Genomic DNA, 25,205 nt, shown 5'->3' with positions numbered 1-25,205 from the left:
ACGGTCACGCCGGATCGCGCGACCACGTCTCCACGGCCGTCTGCTTGACCGACAGCCAGACCTCGCGCCCCGGTGCGAGCCCGAGCTCCGTCGCGGCCGCGGGTGTCACGTCGGCGATGAGCTCGCGGTCGGCCGCGACCAGCACCCGTACGGCGTCGCCGTGCGGAGCCAGGCCGAGCACCGCGCCGTGCCAGCGGTGACGCGCCGAGCCCTCGGGCTGGCCGAGGGAGACCGTGACCGCGCTCGGGCTGAACGAGCGGAACGTCTCGCCCTCGCGGATCACGTTGAGGCCGACCAGCCGCGCCACGTGGTCGGTGACCGGACGGGCGGCCACGTCGCGGGGGGCGCCGGTCTGCGCGACCACGCCCTCGTCGAGGACCAGCACCCGGTCGGCGAGCGTGAGGGCGTCGATCGCGTCGTGGGTGACGAGGAGCGCGACCCCGTCGTACGACGCGAGGTGGCGGGCCAGCTCGATGCGCAGCGCCGTCGCGACGCCGACGTCGAGCCCGGCGAACGGCTCGTCGAGCAGCAGCAGGTCGGGTGCGGGGGCCAGCGCGCGGGCGATCGCGACGCGCTGGGCCTGGCCTCCCGACAGCTCCCGCGGCTTGCGGGCCGCGAGGTCGCCCACGCCGAACCGCTCCAGCCAGGCGCGCGCGGTCGCGTCCGCCTCGGCCCGCGAGGTGCCCCGGGACCGAAGGCCGAACGCGACGTTGTCGAGCGCGCTCAGGTGGGGGAAGAGGGACTGGTCCTGGAAGACGAAGCCGAGGTTGCGGTCCCGCACGAGCACCGGGGGCGACGTCCACGACCGGCCGCCGACGGAGACCTGGCCGGCGGCGGGGATCAGGCCGGCGAGGGCGCGCAGGAGCGTGGTCTTGCCGGCGCCGTTGGGCCCGATCACGGCGACCACGTCACCGGCGTCGGCGGTGACGGTCGCGTCGAGGCGGCCGTCGACGCGGATGCTGGCCGAGAGTCCGGCGGTCATGGTGTCGTCAGCCATCGGTTGCGGAGGGCGGCGAGGATCGCCAGCGACACGACGAGCAGCACCATGCTGAGCGTGCGCGCGCCCGGCGGGTCGGCCTGGAGGGCGCCGTAGATCAGCGACGGCATGGTCTGGGTGGTGCCGGGGTAGTTGCCGGCGAAGGTGATGGTGGCGCCGAACTCGCCCAGCGACCGCGCCCAGGCCAGCATCGCGCCGGCCATCACGCCGGGCATCGCGAGCGGCAGCGTGACCCGGCGGAAGGTCGTCCACCGGTCGGCGCCCAGGGTCGCCGCGACGACGTCGTACTGCTCGCCGCCCGCGCGGAGCGCGCCCTCGACGCTGAGCACGTAGAAGGGCATCGAGACGAAGGTGTGCGCTATGACGACCGCCGTCGTCGTGTAGGGGATGGTCAGCCCGGCGTCGCGGAGCAGCCCGCCGACCACGCCGTGGCGGCCCAGCGCGGTCACCAGCGCCACGCCGGCCACGACCGGCGGCAGCACGAGGGGTACGGCGACCGCCGCCCGCAGCACGCTCCGCCCGGGGAAGTCGACGCGGGCCAGCAGCCAGGCCAGCGGTGTGCCGAGGACCAGGCACGCGACGACCGTGACCGCCGAGGCGAGCGCGGTGATCCGCAGGGCGTCGCGGACGGCCTGGGTCCGGACCTCGTCCCAGAAGCTGCCCCACGGGGTGTCCAGGACGAGGGTGACCAGCGGCAGCACCAGCAGGGCGGCCGCCAGCGTGCCCGGGACGACCAGCACGAGCGGCGGGCGCCCGAGCGGGCGGGCGGACCTCGTCACGGGGTCGTCACGGGGTTCCGAAGCCGGCCGCGGTGAAGACCGCCTGGCCGTCGGAGGACGTCACCAGGTCGACGAACTCCTGCGCGAGGTCGGACTCCTTCGACTGGTCGAGCGTGGCGATCGGGTAGGACGTGGGCTCGTCGGCCGACTGGGGGATCTCGAAGGTCTCCACGGCGTCGCCGGCCGCCCGGGCGTCGGTCGTGTAGACGAAGCCGGCGTCGGCTTCGTCGCTGGTGACCTTGGCCAGCACCGACTTGACGTCGACCTCCTGGCTCGCGGGCTTCGCCTGCACGCCGTTGTCGTCGAGGAGGGCGGCCGCGACCTTGCCGCAGGGGGCGGTCGGCACGCACACGACGTAGGTGACGCCGCCCTGCTCGATGTCCTGGAAGCCGGTGATGCCGGCCGGGTTGTCGGCGGGGGTCACCAGCACCATCGTGTTGGTGGCGAAGACCTTCGGGTCGCTCGCGAGCGCGTCCTGGGCGGTGTCCATGGTGCTGGTGTCGGCGGTCGCCAGGACGTCGCCGGGCGCGCCGTCGACGGCCTGCTGGGCCAGCGTGGCGCTGGAGTCGAAGCTGAGCTTGACCGTCACGCCGGGGTGGTCCTTCTCGAACTGGTCGGCCAGCTGGGTGAAGGTCTCGGTCAGCGAGGACGCGGCCAGCACGGTGATCGTGGTGTCCCCGCTGTCGCTGCCCCCGCACGCCCCGAGCGGTGCGAGGAGGGTGAGGAGGGACAGGGTGGCGAGGTGCTTCTTCACGGGCGCTCCACGACGACGTTGGTTGACTTGACGGAGGCGATGGCTCGCACCCCGGGCTCGAGGCCGAGCTCGTCGGCGGCCTCGGTGCTCATCAGCGAGACCATCCGGTAGGGGCCGCAGATCATCTCGACCTGGGCCATGACGGTGTCCTTCACGACGCGGGTGACGATCCCGGACAGCCGGTTGCGGGCGCTGACGGCCGAGGCGCGGGTGCGCTCGCGGTCGGGGTGGTCGGCCAGCGACTCGGCCAGCGCGGCCAGGTCGACCCCCGGGATCACCGTCCTGCCCTCGACGGTGTCGGTCGGCAGCCGGCCGGCCTCGACCCAGCGACGGACGGTGTCGTCGCTGACACCGAGCAGCTCGGCCGCTTCCGCAACCCGGTAGGTGGTCATGCAGGAATCATGCCGCATCTGCGGCCTGATTGGACCCTGTGGTCCGCAACTGCGTGTCAGGTGACCAGGGCCAGCATGCTCACGGCGGCCACCAGGGTCAGCGGCGTGGCGACCAGCGAGAGCCGGTGGAACTCGCCCATGCTCGGCGGCTCCCCGAGCCGCACCAGCGCCCGGCGCCACAGCAGGTTGGCCAGCGAGCCGGTGTAGGTCAGGCCGGAGCCGATGTTCAGGCCGAGCAGCGCGGCCAGCACGGCCGGCGCGCCCAGCGGTGCCAGCAGCGGCACGACCAGCAGCGTGGCCGACAGGTTGGTGAGCAGGTTGGCGAGCACCGTGGCGACCACGGCGATCACCAGGAGGGCGCCGTACGACGTGGAGTAGTCGGGCAGCAGGTCGGCCACCCGGTCGCCGAGGAACCCGGTCGAGAGCGCCGCGACCACGACCCCGAGGCCGAGCACGAAGAGCGCGAACGACGGGTGTGCGGCGTGCACCGCGTCCCGGACGGTCTGCAGGCCGGACCGGCGGGCCCACAGCGCCAGCACGACGGCAGCGACGCCGGACACCCAGAACGGCTCGACGCCCAGGGGCGAGAGTGCCGCGAAGCCGACCAGCATCAGGGCGACCACGACGAGCGGGACCCGCGGCAGCGCCACGTCGTGGCTCGGCGCGGAGCCCTCCTGCGGGGCCGGGCGGGCTGCCAGGTCCCGGCGGAAGGCGATGCGGAGGACGGCGTACTCCACGACCAGGACGACCGCCAGCACCGGCGCCATGACCAGGGCGAAGCCGCCGAAGGTGAGGTCGAGGTGCGGCATCGCCAGCAGGTTGGTCAGGTTGGAGACCGGCAGCAGCAGCGAGGCCGAGTTGGCCATCCGCAGGCATGCATAGGCACCCGGCCGGGTCGAGGTGCCCAGGCCCGCCGCAGCGCCGACCACGACCGGGGTGAGCAGCACGACGGTCGCATCGAGGCTCAGCACGGCCGTGACCGCGGCGGCCAGCACGAAGACGCCGCCGAGCAGGCGCACGCTGCGCCCGCGGCTGCCGTCGCGGACGACCTGGGCGGCGGCGCGGAAGAGCCCGGCTCGGGCACAGACGTCGGCCACGACGAGGATCGTGGCCAGGAACGCCACCACCGGTCCGAGGTAGCGCACGGTCGCCCACGCCTCGTCGAGCGACAGCGTCCCGCTCGCCAGCGTGGCCGCGGACATGGCCACCGCGGTCAGCGCCTCGACGCGTCCCGAGGGGTGCCGGTAGGCCGTGGCCAGCAGGACCAGGAGCGCCACGATCGGGACGAGGTCGGCGAGGGGCGGCACGGGCGCAATCTAGGGCACCTGTTGAAATGGGGTCGTGAGCGAAGCGTCAGGCACCGGTCGGCCCGGTCGCTACCAGCGGTCCACCGGCGGCCTGATCGGGGCCATCCTCGTGCTGCTCCTGGTCGTGGGCGGTGTCGTCGTCTTCCGCGGCGCGTTCCGCACGACGCCGAGCTACGAGCCCGAGCACATCGACTACCTCGCGCTGGTCGGCGAGATCCAGCAGTCCGGGGTCAAGCCGGTCTACCCGGCGAGCCTGCCCTCCGGCTGGTACGTCAAGGACCGCACATTCCTGCCCGGCGACCGTCCGGTCCTGGACCTGGCGATGAGCACGTCCGACGGGCTGTTCGTCGGCCTCCACCAGGAGGATGCCTCGATCCAGGAGCTCGTCCAGCGCTACGTCGACGCCAACCCCACGCAGGGCAAGGACGTCTCGATCACCAGCGACGTCGGGTCGACGTGGGAGTCGTTCACCGACAGCGGTGGCGACCACGCGTACGCCGCCGAAGTCGGCCGGATCTCGGTGCTGGTCTACGGCTCGGCGTCGCCGGAGGAGCTCAGGACCGTCGTCGCCTCCCTGACGACCAAGCCGGTGAAGAACTGACTCAGTCCTCGTCGCCGGCCGCGGCGTCGAGGCGCTTGCGCGCGCCGTCGAGCCAGTCCTGGCACACCGTGGCCAGCTTCTCGCCGCGCTCCCAGAGCGCCAGGGACTCCTCCAGCGTCGTGCCGCCCGCCTCGAGCCGGCGTACGACGTCGATGAGCTCCTCGCGGGCCGCCTCGTAGGACAGCTCGGGCTCCGTCTCGGACGGCGTGGTCTTCGGGCTCATCAGGACTCCTCGCGCTCGATGGCGGTGGTGGTGGCGTGGATGCGGCCGTCGGCCACGCGGACGGTGACCTTCGCCTTCGCGGCGACCGAGTCGACCGAGGTGACGACGTGGCCGTCGGCGTCCTGGAGGACGGCGTAGCCGCGCTGGAGGGTGGCCAGCGGTGAGAGCGCCCGGGCCCGGGCGCGCTGGTGGTGGATGTCGTCGCCGGCCCGGTCCAGGGCGTGCCGGAGGGTCCGGCGGGCGCGGGCGAGCAGCGCGTCGACCTCGTCCTCGCGGGCGGTGAGCAGGTTGCGCGGGTCGGCCAGCGCGGGGCGCGAGCGGAGCGCGTCGAGGCCGGCCTGCTCCCGCGCCAGCCAGCCGGTGACGGAGGCGCGGATCCGGTCGCGGGCGGCCCGGACGTTGCGGACCTCCTCGGCGACGTCGGGCACGACCATCTTGGCGGCGTCGGTGGGGGTGGCCGCCCGGACGTCGGCGACCAGGTCGAGCAGCGGGGTGTCCGGCTCGTGGCCGATGGCCGACACGACGGGCGTGCGGACCGCGTGGACGGCCCGGATCAGCGCCTCGTCGGAGAAGGGCAGCAGGTCCTCGACGGAGCCGCCGCCGCGGGCGATCACGATCACCTCGACCTCGGGCTTGCGGTCGAGCCGCTGGAGCGCCTCGATCACCTCGGCCGCGGCGCGGGGGCCCTGCATCGCGGCGTACGCCACGTCGAAGCCGACCGCGGGCCAGCGGCGGCGGGCGATCTCCTGGACGTCGCGCTCGGCGGCGGAGTTGGGCGCGGTGACGAGGCCGACGCAGCCGGGCAGGAAGGGGAGGCTCCGCTTGAGCTCCGCGGCGAAGAGGCCCTCGGCGGCCAGCAGCTGGCGGCGCCGCTCGAGACGGGCGAGCAGCTCGCCGAGGCCGACCATCCGGATCTCGCGGGCCTGCAGGGAGAGCGTGCCGCGGTTGGCGTAGTAGGACGGCTTGGCGTGCACGACCACGCTCGCGCCCTCCACCAGCGGCGGGTTGAGGCCGTCGAAGAGCATCCGCGAGCACGTGACCGGGATCGAGATGTCGGCGACCGCGTCGCGCAGCGTCATGAAGACCGTCTGCATCCCCGGCCGGCGGCTGACCTGTGCGATCTGCCCCTCGACCCAGATCGGCCCGAGGCGGTCGACCCAGCCGGCGATCGCGTTGGCGACCTGCCGCACCGGGGCGGGAGCCTGGGGAGAGGTCTCGAGGGCCATGGCCGCGAGATTAGGGCACAGGGGGGACAGACCTAGACTGGCCCGCATGAGCACCGACCTGGGCACCCCGCCGATCCTGTCCCCGGACGAGGCCAAGGCCGTCCTGCTGGCGGCGCCGCGCGGCTACTGCGCCGGCGTCGACCGCGCCGTCGTGACCGTCGAGAAGGCGCTGGACCTCTACGGCGCCCCCGTCTACGTCCGCAAGCAGATCGTGCACAACAAGCACGTCGTGCAGAACCTCGAGTCCCGCGGCGCGATCTTCGTCGAGGAGCTCGACGAGGTGCCCGAGGGTCAGACCGTGGTGTTCTCCGCCCACGGCGTCTCGCCGCTGGTGCACGCCCAGGCCGCCGAGCGCGAGCTCAAGACGATCGACGCGACCTGCCCGCTGGTGACCAAGGTCCACCACGAGGCCAAGCGGTTCGCCGCCGACGACTACGACATCCTGCTCATCGGTCACGAGGGCCACGAGGAGGTCGAGGGCACCGCCGGTGAGGCGCCCGAGCACATCCAGCTCGTGCAGAGCCCCGATGACGTGGCCGGCATCGTCGTCCGTGACCCGGCCAAGGTCGCCTGGCTCTCCCAGACCACGCTGTCGGTCGACGAGACGATGGCGACCGTCGACGCGATCCGCGAGCGCTTCCCGCTGCTGCTCGACCCGCCGAGCGACGACATCTGCTACGCCACCCAGAACCGCCAGCTCGCGGTCAAGGAGATCTCCCCGGACACCGACCTGGTGATCGTGGTCGGCTCCGGCAACTCCTCCAACTCGGTGCGGCTCGTCGAGGTCGCGCTCGAGGCCGGCGCGAAGGCGTCCTACCGCGTCGACGACGCCTCCGAGATCGACGAGGCCTGGCTCGAGGGCGTCCGGACCGTCAGCGTCACGTCGGGTGCGAGCGTGCCGGAGGACCTCGTCGAGGGCGTGCTCGCGTTCCTCTCCGAGCGCGGCTACCCCGAGGCGCAGGCCGTGCACAGCGCTGAGGAGTCGCTGATCTTCGCGCTCCCCAAGGAGCTGCGCCGCGACCTCAAGGCCGCCGGGCGGTCCTGAGGCTCACGGCGACTCGCCCCGCGCGGTGAGGGCCAGCGAGTAGAGCGGCCGGTTCTGCGTCTCGACGTAGGTCCGGCCGACGTAGCTGCCGATGACGCCCATCATGATCAGCTGCAGCCCGCTCAGCAGGAACAGCGCGACGCCGAGGAACGCCCAGCCCGGCACCGTCGACTCGGGCACGAACAGGCGCACCCACAGCACGTACGCCGCACCCGCCGCGCTCAGCGCGGACAGGGCGTAGCCGAGCCGGGAGATCATCCGCAGGGGCACGGTGGAGAAGCCCAGGATGCCGGCGCTCGCGAAGGCGATCATCCGGCGGAGCGGGTAGCCGCTGGTGCCCGCGTGCCGCTCGTCGCGGTCGAAGAGCAGTGCCTCCTGGCGGAAGCCGACGTGGGCGACGATCCCGCGCAGGAAGCGGTCGCGCTCGCGGTAGCGGACCACCTCGGCCACCACCGCCCGGCCCATGAGCCGGAAGTCGCCGGTGTTGCGCGGGATCCGGGTCGATGCGAGCCGGTCCAGCAGCCAGTAGAACGCCCAGGCGGTGGCCCGCTTGAAGGGCGTGTCCCGGCGGCTGCGGCGCTGGGCGTAGACGACGTCGACGCCCTTCTCCCAGATCCGCACCATCTCGACGCTGACCGCCGGCGGGTCCTGCAGGTCGGTGTCCATCACGATCACCGCGTCGGCATCGGTGGCGGCGTCCAGCCCCGCGGTGACCGCCACCTGGTGACCGAAGTTGCGCGAGAGCGACAGCACCGTCACCCGTGGGTCCGCGTGCCGCAGCTCGAGGAGGTGCTCCAGGGAGTCGTCGGTGCTGCCGTCGTCGACGTACACGAACTCCCACCGCAGGTCCGGACGCTCCTCGGTGGCCGCCACCAGCCGCTGGTGGAAGAGCGGGAGGTTGCCGTCCTCGTTGTGGACCGGGAGGACGTAGGTGACCTTGCGGTCCGGGTCGTGCGTCATGGTCCATGGATAGGAGCCGGGCCTGCGACCCGCCTGTGAATCCCGTGTCAGTCCCGTCAGAGGCTCCCACCCGCCTAGACTCCGCCGGGTGGCGCGCTTCGTGGACCTCCATCCGGACAACCCCCAGCCCCGGCTCCTGACCCAGGTCGTCGAGGCGCTGCGGGACGACGCGCTGATCGCCTACCCGACGGACTCCGGCTACGCGCTCGGCTGCCAGCTCGGCAACCGCGACGGCCGCGACCGGATCCTGCGGATCCGGGGACTCGACGACAAGCACCACTTCACGCTGATGTGCCGCGACTTCGCCCAGCTCGGTCAGTTCGTGCACGTCGACAACTCGGCCTTCCGGGCGATCAAGGCCGCGACGCCGGGCCCCTACACGTTCATCCTCCCGGCCACGGGCGAGGTGCCGCGCCGGCTGATGCACCCGAAGAAGCGCACGGTGGGCGTCCGGATCCCCGACCACGTCCTGGACCAGGCGCTGCTCGAGGAGCTCGGCGAGCCGATGCTGACCAGCACCCTGATCCTGCCCGGCGAGACCGAGCCGAGGACGCTGGGCTGGGAGATCAAGGAGGAGCTCGACCACGTGGTCGACCTCGTCATCGAGGCGGGGGAGACCCCGGCCGAGCCGACCACCGTCGTGGACTGGTCCGAGGGCGCCCCGGAGGTGCTCCGCGTCGGGGCCGGGGACCCGTCGCGCTTCGAGTGATCCTCAGGGACGGCCGGCCGGACGACCGACCTGGCGGCTGATCCGCTGACGCACGGCGAGCACGCCCAGGCACAGGGCATAGCCGACGAGCAGGGCCGCGCTGTGCCGCGAGAGACCGGACACGACGGCCTGGACGACGCCGTCGTCGGGGTGGGCGATCGCGTCGGGCCGGGTGAAGGCCAGCAGCGTGAAGATCGCGACCATGAGCATCGGCGGCAGCACGCCGACCGTGAAGAAGTCGGTCGGACGGACGGCGAGGGCCAGCCCGATGCACAGGGCGACGAAGCACAGGTCGAAGAACAGGCTGACCCGTCCGACCATGCCGACGTCGACGACGACCACGGTCAGGGCGACCGCCAGCCCGAGCGCGACGACCGCACGGCCGGGCTCACGTCCCTCTTCCCAGAGAGTTCGACTCTGGCTCACAGGGCCAAGGTAGGACTGTCGTCGTCCTCGTCCGGGGCGGCGCGCCGGTCCACTGCGTGAAGTTCGACGGGCCCCTCGGTGGGCGTCAGGCGGCCCAGGGAGCGGGTCGTGGACTCGACCTGGCGCGGCGAGGCCAGCGGCTCGTCGGTCACCGAGAGGTCGTTGAACCGGCGTGCGGACACCAGCACCCGCGCCTCGAGGGAGCCGACGGCGTGGTTGTAGTGCCCGACGGCTGCGTTGAGCGAGCGGCCGACGTTGTCGAGGTGGCTGCCGAAGCCGGCCAGCCGCTCGTGCAGCTCGCGGCCGAGCTGGTGGATCTCGGCGGCCTGCTCGGCCAGCGCCTCGTGGGTCCAGCCGTGGGCGACGGTGCGCAGCAGCGCGATCAGTGTGGTGGGGGTGGCGAGCACGACCTGCCGCTCGGCGGCGTACTCGATCAGGGAGGCGTCGGTCTCGAGCGCGGCGGCGAGGAACGACTCGGCCGGCACGAAGAGGACCACGAACTCGGGGGTCTCGCGCAGCGAGCGCCAGTACTGCTTGGAGGAGAGCCCGTCGATGTGGGTGCGGAGCTGCTGGGCGTGGCGACGGAGGTGGGCGGCCTTCTCGTCCTCGTCGTCGGTCGAGGTGGCGTCGAGGTAGGCATCGAGCGGCACCTTGGCGTCGACCACGACCTGCCGGTCGCCGACCAGCCGGACCACCAGGTCGGGGCGGCGGGCGCCGTCGTCGAGGCGGACCTGCTCGGAGAAGTCGCAGCGGTCGACGAGCCCGGCCAGCTCCACGGCGCGACGGAGGTGGAGCTCGCCCCAGCGGCCGCGGACCTGCGGCTTGCGGAGCGCCGTCGACAGCGACTGGGTCTCGCGGCGGAGCGTGTCGGTGGAGTGCCGGATGTCGTTGACCTGCTGGCTGAACTGGCCCTGCCAGGCGACCCGGTTGTGCTCGAGGTCGCGCATGGTGTCCTGGAGCCGGTCGAGGCCCTGCATCACCTCGGCCTGGTCGACCATGCCCTGCCCGATGCCCTGGACGTGGGCCTCGCGCGAGCGCACCCACAGCACGCCGAGGACGGCGCCGAGCGCGAGCCCGACGAGCAGCACCAGGAACAACATCAGCATCTCCATGCCCACGAGCATGGACGAGACCACCGACAGAACTCGTCAGGCAGTGCTTGTCAGGAGAGGTCGACGACCACCGGGGCGTGGTCCGAGGCGCCCGCGCCGGCCCGCTCCTCGCGGTCGATGAACGCCCCGGTCACCCGGGCGGCCAGCGACGGCGAGCCCAGCACGAAGTCGATCTTGAGGCCGCGGTCGCGCTCGAAGCGCTGGCGGTAGTAGTCCCAGTAGGTGTAGCCCGGGGCGTGCGCCCGGGTGACCTCGGCGTAGCCGTCGTCGAGGAACGCCTGGAAGGCCGCCCGCTCCGGCGGCGTCACGTGCGTGGACTTCTCGAACTGCTTGATGTCGAAGACGTCCTCGTCGGTGGGCGCGATGTTCCAGTCGCCGACCAGCGCGCAGTCCTCGCCGAGCCATGTCCCGGCGGCCTCGCGCAGCCGCGCCAGCCAGTCGAGCTTGTAGACGTAGTGGGGGTCCTCGACCTTGCGGCCGTTGGGGACGTAGAGGCTCCAGAGGCGTACGCCGCCGCACACCGCCCCGATCGCCCGCGCCTCCGCGGCCACGGGGTCGCCGAAGCCGGGCATGCCGTCGAAGCCGACCTGCACGTCCTCGAGGCCGACGCGACTGATGATCGCCACGCCGTTCCACTGGTTGGTGCCGGCCGCGGCGACGTCGTAGCCCCGCGCCTGGAGGCCCATCAGCGGCAGCTGGTCCTCGCGGGCCTTGGTCTCCTGCAGGGCCAGGACGTCGACGTCGTGGCGCTCCAGGAACGCCTCGACCCGGTCGATGCGGGAGCGGAGGGAGTTGACGTTCCAGGTCGCGATGCGCACGGCGCCACGCTAACGGGCGCCACCGACCAGCCCGGCCACGCCCTCGAGCAGCCGGTCGACGTCGTCGGGGGAGGTGTAGGGCGCGATCCCGGCGCGGACCGCGCCCTCGTCGCCCAGGCCGGCCCGACGGGAGGCCTCGATCGCGTAGAAGCTGCTCGCGGGCGCGTTGACGCCGGTCGCGGCGAGCTTGGCGTGCACCTCCGCGCCGGCGAGCCCGTCGACGGAGAACAGCGCGGTCGGCGTACGCCGTGCGGGGCGGCCGTGGACGGTCACCCCGTCGAGGGAGGTCAGCCCGTCGAGCAGGCGGGTCAGCAGCGCGGCCTCGGACGCCTCCACCGCGTGCATCGACACGAGGACGCGGTCGCGGCGCGGGCCCTCGCCCGGGACGAGCCCGGCGATGAAGTCCACGGCGGCCGTGACGCCGGCGAGCAGCTCGTAGGGGAGCGTGCCGAGCTCGAAGCGCTCCGGCACGGCGTCGCTGGAGGGGAGGAGCTTGTCGGGGTGGAGCGTCTCGAGCAGCCGCGGCGAGGCCGTCAGCGCGCCGAGGTGGGGTCCGAAGAACTTGTAGGGGGAGCAGGCCAGGAAGTCCGCACCCAGGCCCGCCAGGTCGACGGGGGCGTGCGGCGCCAGGTGGACGCCGTCGACGTGGACGAGCGCGTCGACCTCGTGGGCGGCGTCCGCGATCGCGCGGACGTCGGGACGGGTGCCGAACAGGTTGGACGCGGCGGTCACCGCGACGAGGCGGGTGCGCGTGGAGAGCGCGGACTCGATGTCGTCGAGCTCGGCGGTCCCGGGGTCGAAGTCGAGCCACCGCACGGTGGCGCCGGCACGCTCGGCGGCGAGCACCCAGGGCCGGATGTTGGCGTCGTGGTCGAGCCGGGTCACCACGACCTCGTCGCCCGGGCCCCAGGCCCGGGACAGGGTGCGGGCGAGGTCGAAGGTCAGCTGGGTCATCGAGCGGCCGAACACGACCCCACCGGCTTCGGCGCCCAGCAGGTCGGCGACGGCCGACCGGGCCTCGGTGACGACCGCGTCGGTGCGTCGTTCGGTCTCGCTGGCGGAGCCGCGTTGGCACAGGCCCGCCGTCATCGCGGCGGCGACGGCCTCGGCGACCGGAGCGGGCACCTGCGATCCGCCCGGGCCGTCGAAGTGCGCGACCCCGAGGTCCAGGGAGGGGAAGGCGGAGCGGACGCGGGCGAGGTCCAACGTTGCGGCGGGCACCCGGCCAGCGTGTCAGACCTTTGGTGGCAGGAAGGAGACTGGTGGGATGGACACCGCCCGCACGACCCTGCTCGATAAGAAGGCCGATCTCGAGCGGGAGATGGCCCAGCTCACGGCCCTGCCGGGCGACCGGGGTGAGATCTCCTTCGGCAAGCGCGTCGGCGAGGGGACCTCGATGGCCGTCGACCGGCTCTCACAGGTCGCCGTCCACGACCAGCTGCAGCTGACGATGGTCGACGTCGAGCGAGCCCTGGTCAAGATCGAGGACGGGAGCCGCGGCACCTGCGACATCTGTGGTGGGCCGATCGGCGAGGAGCGCCTCGAGGCGCTCCCCTGGGCGACGCTCTGCGTCGAGGACGCCGCCAGACGCTGAGTGTGATTCGTCGGGGCGGCGTACGCACTCGTAGACTCGCCGCCCGTGGCACTCACCATCGGCATCGTCGGACTTCCGAACGCGGGCAAGTCGACCCTCTTCAACGCCCTGACCAAGAACGACGTCCTCGCGGCGAACTACCCGTTCGCCACCATCGAGCCGAACGTCGGCGTCGTGGGTGTGCCGGACGAGCGGCTCCCGCAGCTCGCTGAGGTGTTCGGGTCCGCGAAGGTCCTGCCCGCCACCGTCGAGTTCGTCGACATCGCCGGCATCGTCGCGGGCGCCTCGCAGGGCGAGGGCCTGGGCAACAAATTCCTCTCCCACATCCGTGAGTCCTCGGCGATCTGCCAGGTGACCCGCGTCTTCCGCGACGAGGACGTCACCCACGTCGACGGCGAGGTCAACCCCGCCAACGACATCTCCACGATCCAGACCGAGCTGATCCTCGCGGACCTGCAGACGGTCGAGAAGGCCATCCCGCGCCTGGAGAAGGAGGCGCGCGGCAACAAGGCCGTCGTCGCCAACCTCGAGGCTGCCAAGGAGGCGCTCGGTCACCTCGAGGCCGGCACCCCGATCATCGCGACCAAGGTCGACCGCGCGCTGGTCCGCGAGCTGTCGCTGCTGACCGCCAAGCCCTTCATATACGTCTTCAACTGCGACGCCGACGAGCTCGCCGACGAGGCCCTCAAGGACCGGATGCGCGAGATGGTCGCGCCGTCCGAGGCGATCTTCCTCGACGCGAAGTTCGAGTCCGAGCTCGTCGAGCTCGGTGACGAGGACGAGGCCCGCGAGATGCTCGCCGAGATGGGCGTCACCGAGCCGGGCCTCGACGTCCTGGCCCGCGTCGGCTTCGACACCCTCGGCCTGCAGACCTACCTGACCGCCGGTCCCAAGGAGACCCGCGCCTGGACGATCCCCCAGGGCGCGACCGCTCCCGAGGCCGCCGGCGTGATCCACACCGACTTCCAGCGCGGCTTCATCAAGGCCGAGATCGTCTCCTTCGACGACCTCATGGCCGCCGGCACCATGCAGAAGGCCAAGGAGGCCGGCAAGGTGCGCATGGAGGGCAAGGACTACGTCATGGCCGACGGCGACGTCGTGGAGTTCCGCTTCAACGTCTAGATCGAGGCGTTTGTGCAGGTCAGAGCCAGTGTGAGGGTTCCCAGTCCGCACAGAGTCCGCAAGAAGTTCAGCAGGATCGGCTCGCTGCTGTTTGGGGGCCCGGTCGCGGGTTGCGAGTTGGCACGTCTGTGACGGGACCCCGTGTCGACGGAATGACGCATCAAGCAAAGGGTGTCTTGCTTTAGCAGAGCCGCGACGGAGCGCTCGGGCTCGGCCGTGCGTGAGCTCACGATCTTCCACTCTGTCTCGGCGCCCGGCCGTGAAACGAGTCCGCGTCGCAGTCGAAAGCCGCCAGGGAGAGGTCGGTGTGACCGCGGGCGTCACCACCGACGTCGGCCAGGCCGTCATGGCCGGACGCCACCGTGAAGGCAACGACGTAGGGGAGCGAAGTCGTCACCTCAGAAATGCCCAGCCCTTCGCGTACCCTGATACTTCCAGCATTGTAGTTTCCGTCCGCCGTGCGCTCCGGCGCCCAGTCCTTGTCCGGCTCGGAGACTCCTCCAGTAGCCGAAGGAACCCAGATGGTCGACCAGCGCCGCTCCATGCGCGACGGTGCAGCCACGCCCTCGTACGGCTGCCCCTCCACCGTGACGGTGTGCTTGTGAGCGCCACCGCGTACGGCCCCGGAGAGGAGTGGCCGCGTCATCAGAAACCGAGTTGGCGCGAGACCATGCGCGCTGCCCGCGCAGCCGGCTGGACGTTTAACCACATCGACTCGGCGCACGTGTTCGGCGAGATCGTGTGCCCGACCGGGCAGCACGTTAAGAAGATCTTCAAGACTGGTGAGAACACCGAGACCGTCGCGATCGACGCCCTCAACTTGGTCATCCGGTGCCCCGATAGCGCTGCGCGACCCCCCGGCGACAAGAGCCAGGTGCGGCTGGAGTCCGCGCAGAAACTGCTCGGCGAGGCGGAGCTCATGATCAGCTCCGCGGAGGACGACCTGTCCCAGATCGAGGCCAAGGAGGACGCCGAGCAGCGGTTCAATGACCTGTGCGACCTCGAGTTGCGCATCGACACCGCTGCCCTCACGCTCGCGGAGCTAGAAGAGCTCCAGGATGAGGCGTTCGCGGAGGCCACCGCCGACGCCCCGCTCCCGGCCGCGGTCGAGGCCGCGATCACCACTGCGTCGGCCAAGGTCGAGACAGCGGTCGCCGAGATCAAGCGGGTCAACAAGCGCGGTCCCGTGAAGGAGATCCACCAGCGCGCGGGCGCAGCGCGCGAGCGGATCGCGGCCTTGCGGGTCCGTCTGTCGGACTATTTACCGGATGAGTAACAAATCCTCGAAGAGTGTTGGAAGATTCCAACACTCTCCCTATGCTGGGCCTAACGAGGCCTTCCCCAAGTCCGAAATGAGCTACCACGATGCTTGTCCGCTTTGTCCTGCTTCTGCGCGGTATTGATCTGCGTGACGCTGATGCGCGCGCTGCGATCCCTGAAGAGCTCGACGACCTGGACTTCGAGGCCTGCGAGGAGATCAGCTCGGTAGTCATCTACTGCGAGGATCACCTAGCGCCGATCGAGGCGGTGCGCGTTGCCCGCCGCATTGAGCGCTACCTGCCGGGCGTCGAGGTCGTTGAAGTTCACGATGAGCTTGTCGCTCTTGGTGACATAGCTGTCCGCACCGGCATGAAGCACGAGGCCGTGCGTCTATGGGCGGCCGGCAAGCGTCGCGCGGGCGGCACTCCGTTCCCGGGTCCGCGTCAGATTGTCGCGGCCGAGCGCGGTCGTTCGATGAAGCTGTACGCATGGCGCGAGGTTGTGTCATGGATTCGTCAGATCATCAAGGTCGACCCCGAGCACGGTGTTTGCTTCCTCAGCGACGTTCAGATCCACGAGATCAATGCATGCCTGTCGAAGGTGACGTCGCCGAGCCAGTCCGTGCTGGTTGGCGGCCGTGTCTCCATCAAGACACAGCCGTCGTCGAGCTACTCGGCCGCGTCTGCGCAGTTCCTCCTGCTGTCCGGTGGGCTCGAGGACGTAACATCCCCGACCCGTCGGACCAGGCCGAAGCTCGCGAACGCACTCTGATGGCTGGTGAGCAGCTGGTCGCAGACGACCAGATTGAACTGCCGAGCTTCGAGGATCCGACGCCGGAGGAGTACAACGCGTTTGTCGAGGCGCTCAGCCTCGGCTCCGTTGAGACACACAGGGTGCTCGCCGAGCGGGTCGGCCCCGGCGAGTCCGAGGAAGCGTCCTTCGAGACCCGAGTCGGGTTTATGACCGGTGAGAGTTCCGCGCACTGGCGCTATGACGCATCGGTGACCATCGTCGACTCCGAGGGGACAGCGCTGGGCACAATCGAGGTCGCCATCGTCGTCACAGCGACGTATGAAGATGCCGCTGTCTCGCCGAGCCCCGAGGTTCTTGCACGGTTTGGCGGCACGACCGCCGCATTGATAGCTCACCCGTACTTGCGGGAGACCATCGCCACGGCTGCTCAGCGCATCGGGTTCACAGGAGTCACGCTCCCGATGCTCAAACTCTGAGGTTCGGCGCTTCGCCGCTGTGACGCGCACCGCAGGAGGACGAAGCGGCGCCCTGAGGAGCACAGTTGCGATCCGAGATCGCGGCTCGCTCGCCCTTGGTGGGCGCCAAGTTGGCGAGCGTCGCGGCAGGCTGGCCGAGCGAGGCGGACATGATCGACTCCGCAGCCTTGCGAGTGCGGTCCTCGGCGGTCGGCCACAGGTGGGCGTAGGTGTTGAGGGTCGTACTCGCCTTCGTGTGGCCAAGCGATCGCTGGACGGTCACCACGTCGCACCCGGCGGCGATGAGGCCGGAGGCGTAGAAATGCCGCAGGTCGTGGAGCTTGATGTTCGTCAGGCCAGCGTCGCGCAGCGCCTTGCGCCACCAGTAGCCGACGGTGTTCTGGTGCGGTGGGTCGTCGCCCTCTCCGGCGAAGATCCACCGATTCGTGCCGGATGTGCCGTGAGCGGCTACGTGCTCGGCGAGCACGTGAACGAGGCTGTCAGCGAGGTAGATGACGCGCTCTGAGCCGTACTTCGGCGCCCGTACGTCGATCTCTCCGCCCTTGACGCGCTGCACCTGGCGGGACACCTTGAGCGACTTGCGGAGGAAGTCGACGTCCCCGAGCTGGACCCCGGCGGCCTCGCCTAGTCGCAGACCGGCGAAGGCGCAGAGGCCGATGAACGGCTGGAACCGTTCGTCGGCCACGGCCATGAGCTGCCCGACCTCCTCGGGCGTGGGGATTGACATGGCGACGTCCGCGCGACGGCCACGCGGGAGGCGTACGCCGTCGGTCGGGTCGGAGCCGACCACCCTGTCCTTCACCGCGGCGCGGAACACCGACCTGACGTTGACGTACCGCGTCTTGATCGTGCCGGGGGCGAGCCCGGCACCGTCCATCTGCTTGATCCAGTTCTCGACGTCCGAGTGCCGGACCTGCTTCATCGGCTTCGCCGCGAAAGGCACGGATCTGGCCGCGAGCGACATCGCGAGCACGGTGCCGGGTGCCCAGACCTGGCGGGCCGACCACTCGCCGAAGAAAGCCGCGAACGTGATTCGTCCGGCCTTGGGATCGGCGTACGTGCCGGTGACCACGGTCGAGGTGACCTGGTCCAGCCACTGCTGGGCGTCGATCTTGCGGTCAAAGTGCCGCGAGTGCTCCTTGCCGGACTCGTCGCGGTACCGCGCCCGCCACTTGCCGTTGACTCGCTTGGCGATGCTTCCCGCCATGGTGATGCTCCCTTCCAGGATCGCTCCCATCGTCTCTCTGGGATCCGACAGCGCCCCGTGTCAGCGATGGTTCTGGGGACGGCCGGTCTGCTCGGTGAGCCAGAGGATGAGGTCGGCGCGCCAGTAGCGGACGTGGCGGCCGACCTTGAAGCTGCGGGGTCCCGCTCCGAGGTGGCGCCAGTAGCGCAGGGTGCCTTCGGGCACGCGGAGGAAGCGACAGGCCTCCTGGAGGGTGAGCATCTCGTCGCCGGGGTTCCTGGCGGGGCGGCCGTCCTCGTAGTGGGTGATGGGTGACGCGGTCATGAGACTGCTCCTTGATGAGATTCGACCGGGGTCGGTCGTAGGTCGGGGTTTCCGGCCTCGTCCAATAGGTGTTCATGGCATTCCAATCGATGATCGGCGATCATCGACGGATGGAGCCGAAGACGGTGATCGAGGCCGCCCGTCGCGCGGCGGGCCTGTCGCAACGCCGGTTGGCGGAGATGGCCCGGACCCAACAGTCATCGGTGTCGGAGTATGAGTCGCGCCGGAAGTCGCCAACGTTGGAGGTTGTCGAGAGATTGCTCGCCGCCGCGGATGCTGAGCTCGCGGTGAAGCCGATGGTCTTCTTCGACCTCATCGAGGACCCCGAGGTCGGCTCGTTCGTCGTCCCGGACCGTTTGTGGTCGGTCCCAATACCTGACTGCTTCTCACGGGTTCAGGTTCTGAAGTACATCTTCCACACCGACGACCACCAGGTCTGGGATCTCTCGGACCCGGCCGCCCGCATCACCTACTACGAGCTGGTCCTCGTGCGTGGGCTTCCAGAGATGCTCTTGGACTCCGTCGACGGACTCCTGCTGATTGAGGCGTGGCCACACATGAATCTGCCCGAGGTGATCCGGGCTGCCTGGCAGCCCGTCATCGACGCGGCCACCGCCTCGCAGGCCGGGCCGCCGCGCGACCCGGGCGGTTTCAGCGCCCGGATTGCAGGGGAGATCGGGATCGAGTGGCCCCCACCCACCAAGAGCAGTCGCCGCCGCCGTTAATCATCAGGTGCTGAGGCTGTCGTTGCGAGCGGGCGAGAGCGGGAGAGGTTCGGGCATCGGCCCGCGTGGCGCCAGCGGGCCGTAGCGGTCGATGGCGTCGATCGCCTGGCGACGTGCACGCGCGGGCCCGAGGTCGGCGCGGTCGCGACCGAAAGCCGCGACCCACTGCTTGCGTGCGTCCTCGACGGACTCGGCGACGAGGTGGGCGACGTTGCTGTGCCTACCGCGGGTCATCGCGACGTACGCCGCCGCCGCGCCGGTGGTGTCGGCGAGTGCGACATGCGCGTGGTCGACTGTCTCGCCCTGGGCGCCGTGGACCGTGGTGGCGTAGGCGAGCTCGATGAACCGGGTGGCGTACTCCGCTGGGATCTCCCGATTGCGCCGGCGCCCGTGAAGGGTCAGGTTGCCGTCCTCGCCGATGCCGGTCACGGTCCAGGTCTGGCGGTTCGCGACCCCGAGGTCGGGGTCGTTGCGGCGGGTGGCGACGCGGTCCCCGAGCCCGATCCGTTCGCCTCGAGCGGTCACCATCGAACCGGCCGAGTCACCCGTGGCGGGGTCGGCGCGGCGCTGGTCGCGGATCGCGGCGTTGAGGCTGGCGACCCGCTCGCGGGTGTCGGCGACGACGAGGTCGCCGGCCGCGCCCGCCTCGGCGAGGGAGACGGTGCGTTCGCTGTCGGTGGGGTGGACGACGATCGACCCGCGGCGATGCAACGCGTCGAAGACGGCGGCAGGGTCCTCTCCGGTGCGCATGCGCAGGCTGAGCGCGGCGTAGTCGGGGTCGGTGAACCGGTGCACCTTCGCCAAGGTCACCACGGCGGTCGGGTGAGCCCACGCGAGGGCGTGGTCCAGGAGGCCGCCGCGTCCGACGGCCGGGAGTTGGTGCCGGTCACCGACGAGCGCTACCCGCGCGCCGGTCTCGTCGGCAATCGTCAGGAGGGCGCGGGCGGTGTCCTGGTCCAGCATCCCCGCCTCGTCGACCAGCAGCAGGTCCCCTGGTCGCAGTCGGGCGACCGGGTCGGGCGCGGCGTCGGGGTGCCGTGCCCAGTGCCCGTCGTCGTCCCACCGCCAGCCGTGCTGGTGGATCAGCCAAGCGGCCGAGTGCCCGTCGGCGCCGGTCTCCGCGGCGGCGACCTCGGCCGCCTTCAACGTCGGCGTCACCACCAGCAGCCGTTGTCCCTGCCGCGCCAGCACGGTTTGCGCCGACTTCAGCATGGTGGTCTTACCGGCTCCGGCCGCGCCCTCCACGACGACGAGCTGGCCGCCACCCGCCAAGGCGCCGGCGACGGCGGCCTGGGTCGGGTCGACCCGCACCAGCCCGCGCCCGTGCAGCCGGATCCGACTGGCGGGCTTCTCGGCGCGGCGGGCGAGGAGGTGGACGAGGTCCGCCTCCACCTTCACCACTTGCCGGGAGGTCAGTGACCGAACGTGCTCGGGCACGTCGGGTGAGGCGAGCAGCCGAACACAGCAGGCGGCGGCGCGGGCGGTGATGTCCTCGGCGAGCTCGATCCGTGCGGCGGGCTCGGCGACCAGGTTGGCCTGTGCCAGCAGGACCTCGACCTTGCCCCGGATGTCGGCGGTGTTCCAAGCCGACCGCTTGGCCCCGAGCTGGGAGATGACCCAGTCCGCCGTCCCGTCCCGGTCGATCCAGGCGACCTGAGTTGCCTCGAGCGCGGCAGGGGCGTCCGGGTCGCGGTAGCCCAGGGCGCGTAGTTCGGCGTTCCACCGCGCAACCAGGTCAGCGCCGTCCGTGGGGATGACCTTGTCCGGGCGCGCATCGGCCCACGCCCGCCGATCCCACGCCTCACGGAGCCGCGGCCCAGGCTCCTGGCCGGGATGCTCGCGTCGCCATTCCGCTTCGTATCGGTCGATGTTGCGGTGGATCTGATTGGTCCGAGCGCTGAACGCCCCGACGTACGGCGTGAGCTGCTCGATCTCCCCAGTTACGGCGTCAAGGGTGAAACCGCGTTCGGCGAGGGCCGCCCGGAACTCCGGGTCGGTGGTGACCGCTGCGTGGCCGATGCCGTTGATCGCTTCGATCATGTCGCGCACACCCACCGAATGCAGGCCCCGCCAGGCGCCGGCGGCGTAGACGCGGGCGTTGACCTGGAGGTGCAGGTGCCGATGTGGGTCGCCGGCCCGTGACGTGTAGTGCCGGATCACGGCGGCCTCGATCTGCTCCACCGGCACCTGGACTTGCCGCCCCCTCGGCCCGATCCGGGTAGTCGCATGCTGGGCAACCCAGCCGACGATCTCGCTGGCGGCCCTGTCCTGAGCCGCGTCGAGCGCCTCCGAAACCTCTGGATGTAGCGCTGCGGCCAGCGACCACGTCTTCGGGCCGTTGACGGTGACCTCGACGAACCGCAGCGCATTCGCGTCCTCGCGAACCCGACCCTTCTTGCGACCGGTGTCAACGTCGACCCCGGCGACCCACTGCTCGTACGCGTCGCCGTCCATCGACCCGGCTCTCGCGACACCATCCGGGGTCGCGGTGACCCGCTGGGCGACACCGGCGCCCTCGGCGAGGTAGTAGTCGTCGGCCCGCGAACGGTCGCGCTCGACGTAGGCGCGCGCGGCCCTGGCCGCGCCGTTGTAGAACTTCACGCCGCCGTGCACCCGGACCATCGCCTCCACGACGCCCGTCGACAACCAACGGACCCCTAGAAATGCCGCATGGGCCGCCCGATCACGGGCGACCCATCTACGTCCTTCGTAGCATCCGTGCCGCCTTCCAAGAAGCGCTGAAAGGCGAGAAGAAGGGGCAATACGCAGGAGATTCGGGTAACTGGCGAGTGTCAACGGGTTCCAATGATGAGGAGCGGAAGGGGGGCGGCGTGGAAGGGGCCTGGGACGCTGGATGGTCTGAAGAGGGGCATGGCAGCCGCCGTCAGTAAGCGCTGGCCGAAAGTGCCCGTACGACCTGACGGTCCATTAGCGTCGTCACGGGACCTGCGGTCTCGCCTCCCTGCCGACGCTCGGCGAGGCCCGGTCTTGTCTCGCAGTCCTCGCCCATGCGGCCCGACAAGTGAGCGAGCCACTACGGACGCCGGCTGATGTCCCACGACGGAAGGGAGCAGGATGGGCCCTGCTCATTGGCGAGCCTGGGGCGGCTGCGCCACTGCTCCCGAACTTGGTGGCCGCTGCAGTCGCTCTCGTGGTGCTTGGCGCGTTCCAGGTTTCGTCACCGTGGCGAGAACCAAGTTCGCGTTTCCTGCGCAACGGCTTCCCCGCGAACAACAGTTGCTGAGATCCTGACAGTCTCCGGGGTCCAGACGATTGCTTACTCCCGTCGACTTCTCGCGGCCAGATCCCGGGCACTAGTCAGAGGTACGTCCGAGACCGGATCCACGCCTCGGAGAAGTCGATTGGGGTCTCGCCCTCGAGTCCGTCCGTCCGGCAGTTCCACGGGCACGAGCTTGGCAGCGCCGCACTGGGTGTTTGCGTGGGGATCGAACTGGCTGTCGTACCCCCCGGTGCCCACCTTGAACGCCTTCGCGAAGGTCGTGGCGTGGATGAGCGCGCGGGGGTAGCGTCCACCGGCTTCGCGGCGGCGTCTTCTTGCATCGCCTGGGTTCCAGTTCCTGTTCCTTCCGCCGAACGCGATGGTTGCGATCGACGTCCCGGTGTTCGCGGTCAGCGTGGTGCCTACCGGGCCCACAACGTGAGGTCGTGGCTGGCATGTACGTCGAGGAGCGGTCAAGCGTCAGCAGCAGGCCGGGTCCACGTCCGGTGCGGGTGTCGCCTGGTCGGTTGCTGAGCCACTGTTCGGCTCTTCGCCGACCAGATGATCGATAGAGCCTGACGATTCACGGATCGCGAGCACATGACCTCGCCGATCGGCGGCAACTGGGCGTGTACCAGCCAAATTTGACCATGCCCTTGAGCGAGCCGTCGATCGGGCGCGTGATTACAACGGACTTGCTTCCAAGAGTCGCCACCCCGTGGTGGCTGGGGCCTTGCAGCTTGGCGAGCGTTGCGGCGTAGTGCCACGTGTCGGCGAATAGGCGACGCATCTCGTCGAGTGCAGCCGGGGAGACGTAGTCGCTCATGGTGGAGGGTCTAGCCGGGCGGCTCGGCTCCCAGTTGAGCGGGAGCCGAGCCGCGAAGCTCGTCTTCAGTCGTCACACTGGTTCCCGAGTTGAATCGGACGCGTCTGACATCGGTCGGGTCCTGACTGAGGCACCTGCAGGCACAGGAAGCAGGAATCCGAGAGCCAGGACGGCCACGATCGTCAGCGGCAGGTAGCTCGCCCAGCTGTCAGGCATCCCGGTCTGAAGGTCCCAGTTCTTGATGAGCAGCACGACGACCCAGGCGAGGCCAACCCCGCTGATCGCGGGTGCGATCAGGGTCTTGAAGACGTGCTCGTCGTGCTCTTCGACCTGGAAGTACTTGACGATCGCCGCCGAGGTGAACACCCAGATCACGATGACGCCGAGAGTCCCCACGGCGAGGAGCAGCGCGAAGACGATGTGAATCGGGTCCTGGCCGGTCGCCCATGCGAGCACGGTCACCCCGAGTCCGATGATCGTCTGGACGACCGAGGACTTGGTCGGGGACTTCCATACGGGGTGGGTCTCGGACAGGGCTTCCGGGAGCATCCGTTCACGGGCGAGCGAGAACTGGTAGCGCGCGATGGCGTTGTGCATGCCAAGGCACGCGGCGAAGGTGCTGGTGACGAAGAGCACCTTCATGGCATCGACGAAACTGTTCCCGATGTACTGGGCGCCCGCGCTGAAGACGAAGCCGGCGGGGTCCTGCTGTGCGGCGCCCTGGACATTGTCGATCCCGAAGGCCATGACGAGCGTCCAGGTGGTCAGGATGTAGAAGGCGCTGATGAGCCCGACACAGACGTACGTCGCGATCGGAATCGTGCGCTTGGGGTCGCGAGCTTCCTCGCTGTAGATCGCGGTTCCCTCGAACCCGAGGAAGACGGCGACACAGAACAGCAGGCCAGCGCCGACGTTGCCGTCCAAGGCCCGCGAGGGCTCGAACGGCGTGGCCGAGAGGCCTTCAGCTCCGCCTTGGAAGATCACGGCGGCATTGAGGACCAGAATGATGACGACCTCGGCGATCGTCAGGACGCCCAGAACGCGCGCGCTGACGTTGACGTCGCGGTAGCCGAGGAACCCGACAATCAGAAGCCCGGCGAGCATGTAGTACACCCACGAGACCTCAGGACCACCGAACTCGACCACGAAACCGGACAGCGTGACCGCCAACAGCGCCCAGAGCGCAATCACGACTGCGTAGTAGCTGAGGAGCGCTAGGTAGCCGGCAGCGCGCTTGGCGCGAACTCCGAAGGCCGCGCCGACGTACTCGTAGAAGCCCCCGGCGCTGACGATCCGGTGGGACATGGTGACAAACCCGACCGCGAACAAGAGCAGCAGTAGACCGGTCAGGACGAACAGCGCCGGGACACCGGCGCCCGGGCCGACGGCGAAGGCGAGCGGCACGCCACCGACAACCGCGGACATCGGCCCGATGCTCGCGATGACGAAAAAGGCGATCCCGACCACCCCGAGGGAACCGGCGCGCAGGGATCTCTGTGTCGTGTCTGAGTTGTTCTGGTCGGCGTCCACCATCGGGGAGCCCTCCTTGCGAGACTGGATACCGTGATTCTGCGCGCGGAGCGACGTTGCTCCCTACGCGGTCACCTGGACTTGGTGTGGGCTCGGAAGCCCGATGGTCTTGAACGCTCGCACTGCGCTGCCTCCCGGGTGTCACCCAAGTGGGTGTATTTGGATTTTCGTGTGATCTTCGCCATGGTCGCCTGCCCCCTCGCATTCGGTCGTCCGTACTTCTACGGATGTTCTCCCATCGCCGCGGCGTGAAAGTGGCCAGGAGCGAGAGCGCTCACCGGTGAACGCGTCATCGGGCAAGCCTGGCTCGGCTACGAGCCAAACCGGAAAGAGGGTTGCGATGGACCAGACGTACGAGGAGCTAGTGACCTGGGCATACCTGGGCGAGGTGTGGGGCGAGCGCATGCTTGAACGTCTCCTCACCGAAGATGTCTTTGCTGAGGAGCGCGATCACCTCCGCTTGCTCCTGGCCCTGGAGTCCCGGACTCGGCGGACCCTGGAGCGGGTGGTGATCGCCCACGGCCTCGACCTCGATCCTGGGCCGTCGCACAAGGAAGCCGAGGAGTACGTCTCAACCCTGGGGAGAAACCAGGACTGGGACGCCTTCATGCGCGAGACCCTTGAGATCGCGACCTCGGCACTTCCGCAGTTCGAGAAGATGCGCGACCTCGGTCCCGACGACGACGCCGACGCGTTGCAAGAGACCGTCGAGCACGAGGAGGCCGTCCTCGGCTACTCCATGGCTCGCCTCGCCGGCCAAACCGAGCAGGCGGCAGCCGCGGTTTCCGCCCACCTGACTACTTGGGCACGACGCTCGGTCGCCGCCTCGTAGCCGGCGGC

Annotated in this window: 27 protein-coding genes; 10 read left to right on the top strand and 17 right to left on the bottom strand. The window is 70.2% G+C overall.

Features of this window, described 5'->3' with window-relative positions; genetic code table 11:
* Window positions 1–4: 4 nt before the first annotated feature.
* From EJF31_RS15995 to EJF31_RS15975, 5 genes are read right to left on the bottom strand one after another with little or no spacing between them, the layout of a single operon-like run.
* Complete coding sequence (locus tag EJF31_RS15995) at window positions 5–997, bottom strand: ABC transporter ATP-binding protein (protein ID WP_260430907.1); 993 nt, start codon at window positions 995–997, stop codon at window positions 5–7.
* A complete protein-coding gene (locus EJF31_RS15990) occupies window positions 979–1,776 on the bottom strand; it encodes an ABC transporter permease (RefSeq protein ID WP_125038120.1) in 798 nt (265 codons plus the stop codon). The genes EJF31_RS15995 and EJF31_RS15990 overlap by 19 nt, the downstream gene beginning before the upstream one ends.
* Window positions 1,777–1,783: 7 nt before the next feature.
* On the bottom strand, window positions 1,784–2,530 hold the full coding sequence (gene modA, locus EJF31_RS15985; protein ID WP_221767610.1) for a molybdate ABC transporter substrate-binding protein: 747 nt from the start codon (window positions 2,528–2,530) through the stop codon (window positions 1,784–1,786).
* The gene (locus EJF31_RS15980; protein ID WP_125038119.1) at window positions 2,527–2,922 is read right to left on the bottom strand and encodes a molybdopterin-binding protein; all 396 of its coding nucleotides are present in this window, start codon (window positions 2,920–2,922) and stop codon (window positions 2,527–2,529) included. Before EJF31_RS15980 ends, modA begins: the two co-directional genes overlap by 4 nt.
* A gap of 56 nt (window positions 2,923–2,978) precedes the next feature.
* Complete coding sequence (locus EJF31_RS15975) at window positions 2,979–4,229, bottom strand: SLC13 family permease (RefSeq protein ID WP_125038118.1); 1,251 nt, start codon at window positions 4,227–4,229, stop codon at window positions 2,979–2,981.
* Between the two features lie 34 nt (window positions 4,230–4,263).
* Here EJF31_RS15975 and EJF31_RS15970 point away from each other — a divergent pair, with 34 nt between their 5' ends.
* Entirely contained in the window at window positions 4,264–4,830 is a 567-nt protein-coding gene (locus tag EJF31_RS15970) for a DUF4245 family protein (RefSeq protein WP_125038117.1), read from the top strand.
* Window position 4,831: 1 nt separating this feature from the next.
* Here the strand turns inward: EJF31_RS15970 and EJF31_RS15965 are convergent, their stop codons facing one another.
* Both EJF31_RS15965 and xseA read right to left on the bottom strand, forming a co-directional pair.
* Window positions 4,832–5,053: an exodeoxyribonuclease VII small subunit gene (locus tag EJF31_RS15965; RefSeq protein WP_125038116.1), complete on the bottom strand. Its 222-nt coding sequence runs from the start codon at window positions 5,051–5,053 to the stop codon at window positions 4,832–4,834.
* On the bottom strand, window positions 5,053–6,279 hold the full coding sequence (gene xseA / locus EJF31_RS15960) for an exodeoxyribonuclease VII large subunit (protein WP_125038115.1): 1,227 nt from the start codon (window positions 6,277–6,279) through the stop codon (window positions 5,053–5,055). The genes EJF31_RS15965 and xseA overlap by 1 nt, the downstream gene beginning before the upstream one ends.
* A 46-nt stretch (window positions 6,280–6,325) precedes the next feature.
* On the opposite strand from xseA, the gene EJF31_RS15955 reads away from it, so the two are divergent.
* Window positions 6,326–7,324, top strand: a complete 999-nt coding sequence (locus tag EJF31_RS15955; protein ID WP_125038114.1) for a 4-hydroxy-3-methylbut-2-enyl diphosphate reductase — start codon at window positions 6,326–6,328, stop codon at window positions 7,322–7,324.
* A 3-nt stretch (window positions 7,325–7,327) separates the two neighbouring features.
* Here EJF31_RS15955 and EJF31_RS15950 read toward each other — a convergent pair whose 3' ends face one another.
* A complete protein-coding gene (locus tag EJF31_RS15950; RefSeq protein WP_125038113.1) occupies window positions 7,328–8,284 on the bottom strand; it encodes a glycosyltransferase family 2 protein in 957 nt (318 codons plus the stop codon).
* A gap of 88 nt (window positions 8,285–8,372) precedes the next feature.
* On the opposite strand from EJF31_RS15950, the gene EJF31_RS15945 reads away from it, so the two are divergent.
* Window positions 8,373–8,993: an L-threonylcarbamoyladenylate synthase gene (locus EJF31_RS15945; protein WP_125038112.1), complete on the top strand. Its 621-nt coding sequence runs from the start codon at window positions 8,373–8,375 to the stop codon at window positions 8,991–8,993.
* 3 nt (window positions 8,994–8,996) lie between these two features.
* Here EJF31_RS15945 and EJF31_RS15940 read toward each other — a convergent pair whose 3' ends face one another.
* From EJF31_RS15940 to EJF31_RS15925, 4 genes are read right to left on the bottom strand one after another with little or no spacing between them, the layout of a single operon-like run.
* Complete coding sequence (locus EJF31_RS15940; protein WP_125038111.1) at window positions 8,997–9,419, bottom strand: DUF6542 domain-containing protein; 423 nt, start codon at window positions 9,417–9,419, stop codon at window positions 8,997–8,999.
* A complete protein-coding gene (locus EJF31_RS15935) occupies window positions 9,416–10,555 on the bottom strand; it encodes a DNA recombination protein RmuC (RefSeq protein ID WP_260430906.1) in 1,140 nt (379 codons plus the stop codon). Before EJF31_RS15935 ends, EJF31_RS15940 begins: the two co-directional genes overlap by 4 nt.
* 26 nt (window positions 10,556–10,581) lie before the next feature.
* Window positions 10,582–11,349 (bottom strand): exodeoxyribonuclease III, encoded by a 768-nt coding sequence (locus EJF31_RS15930; protein WP_125038109.1) that lies wholly within the window; start codon window positions 11,347–11,349, stop codon window positions 10,582–10,584.
* Window positions 11,350–11,358: 9 nt separating this feature from the next.
* Window positions 11,359–12,570, bottom strand: a complete 1,212-nt coding sequence (locus EJF31_RS15925) for a cysteine desulfurase-like protein (RefSeq protein ID WP_125038108.1) — start codon at window positions 12,568–12,570, stop codon at window positions 11,359–11,361.
* Window positions 12,571–12,616: 46 nt separating this feature from the next.
* Here EJF31_RS15925 and EJF31_RS15920 point away from each other — a divergent pair, with 46 nt between their 5' ends.
* The 5 genes from EJF31_RS15920 (at window position 12,617) to EJF31_RS15900 (ending at window position 16,554) form a co-directional block, all read left to right on the top strand.
* The gene (locus EJF31_RS15920) at window positions 12,617–12,943 is read left to right on the top strand and encodes a TraR/DksA C4-type zinc finger protein (RefSeq protein ID WP_125038107.1); all 327 of its coding nucleotides are present in this window, start codon (window positions 12,617–12,619) and stop codon (window positions 12,941–12,943) included.
* 45 nt (window positions 12,944–12,988) lie between these two features.
* Complete coding sequence (gene ychF, locus EJF31_RS15915; RefSeq protein ID WP_125038106.1) at window positions 12,989–14,065, top strand: redox-regulated ATPase YchF; 1,077 nt, start codon at window positions 12,989–12,991, stop codon at window positions 14,063–14,065.
* Between the two features lie 601 nt (window positions 14,066–14,666).
* Complete coding sequence (locus tag EJF31_RS15910; RefSeq protein WP_125038105.1) at window positions 14,667–15,341, top strand: hypothetical protein; 675 nt, start codon at window positions 14,667–14,669, stop codon at window positions 15,339–15,341.
* Window positions 15,342–15,430: 89 nt separating this feature from the next.
* Window positions 15,431–16,096 carry a hypothetical protein gene (locus EJF31_RS15905; RefSeq protein WP_125038104.1) on the top strand — a complete coding sequence of 222 codons (666 nt, stop codon included), beginning with the start codon at window positions 15,431–15,433 and terminating at the stop codon, window positions 16,094–16,096.
* Window positions 16,096–16,554: a hypothetical protein gene (locus tag EJF31_RS15900; protein ID WP_125038103.1), complete on the top strand. Its 459-nt coding sequence runs from the start codon at window positions 16,096–16,098 to the stop codon at window positions 16,552–16,554. Before EJF31_RS15905 ends, EJF31_RS15900 begins: the two co-directional genes overlap by 1 nt.
* Here EJF31_RS15900 and EJF31_RS15895 read toward each other — a convergent pair.
* On the bottom strand, window positions 16,544–17,761 hold the full coding sequence (locus EJF31_RS15895) for a site-specific integrase (protein WP_260430905.1): 1,218 nt from the start codon (window positions 17,759–17,761) through the stop codon (window positions 16,544–16,546). The genes EJF31_RS15900 and EJF31_RS15895 overlap by 11 nt on opposite strands.
* Before the next feature lie 60 nt (window positions 17,762–17,821).
* Window positions 17,822–18,064 (bottom strand): helix-turn-helix domain-containing protein, encoded by a 243-nt coding sequence (locus tag EJF31_RS15890; RefSeq protein ID WP_125038102.1) that lies wholly within the window; start codon window positions 18,062–18,064, stop codon window positions 17,822–17,824.
* Window positions 18,065–18,174: 110 nt separating this feature from the next.
* Here EJF31_RS15890 and EJF31_RS15885 point away from each other — a divergent pair, with 110 nt between their 5' ends.
* Window positions 18,175–18,789: a helix-turn-helix transcriptional regulator gene (locus EJF31_RS15885; RefSeq protein ID WP_185736317.1), complete on the top strand. Its 615-nt coding sequence runs from the start codon at window positions 18,175–18,177 to the stop codon at window positions 18,787–18,789.
* Window positions 18,790–18,792: 3 nt separating this feature from the next.
* On the opposite strand, the gene mobF is transcribed toward EJF31_RS15885, so the two are convergent.
* The 3 genes from mobF to EJF31_RS15870 all read right to left on the bottom strand — a co-directional run bounded on the left by mobF (window position 18,793) and on the right by EJF31_RS15870 (window position 24,368).
* Window positions 18,793–21,435 carry a MobF family relaxase gene (gene mobF / locus EJF31_RS15880; RefSeq protein ID WP_260430904.1) on the bottom strand — a complete coding sequence of 881 codons (2,643 nt, stop codon included), beginning with the start codon at window positions 21,433–21,435 and terminating at the stop codon, window positions 18,793–18,795.
* Between the two features lie 1,157 nt (window positions 21,436–22,592).
* A complete protein-coding gene (locus EJF31_RS15875; RefSeq protein WP_125038100.1) occupies window positions 22,593–22,835 on the bottom strand; it encodes a hypothetical protein in 243 nt (80 codons plus the stop codon).
* A gap of 72 nt (window positions 22,836–22,907) precedes the next feature.
* Window positions 22,908–24,368, bottom strand: coding sequence for an APC family permease (locus EJF31_RS15870; protein ID WP_125038099.1), 1,461 nt, complete (start codon window positions 24,366–24,368; stop codon window positions 22,908–22,910).
* Window positions 24,369–24,705: 337 nt separating this feature from the next.
* Between EJF31_RS15870 and EJF31_RS15865 the strand changes: the two genes are divergently transcribed.
* Window positions 24,706–25,197, top strand: coding sequence for a hypothetical protein (locus tag EJF31_RS15865; RefSeq protein ID WP_125038098.1), 492 nt, complete (start codon window positions 24,706–24,708; stop codon window positions 25,195–25,197).
* Window positions 25,198–25,205: the final 8 nt, after the last annotated feature.

The organism is Nocardioides sp. LS1 (genome assembly GCF_003865225.1).
In the GTDB taxonomy this organism is placed as follows: domain Bacteria; phylum Actinomycetota; class Actinomycetes; order Propionibacteriales; family Nocardioidaceae; genus Nocardioides; species Nocardioides ginsengisegetis.
This window is presented reverse-complemented; position numbering and strand designations above follow the sequence as displayed.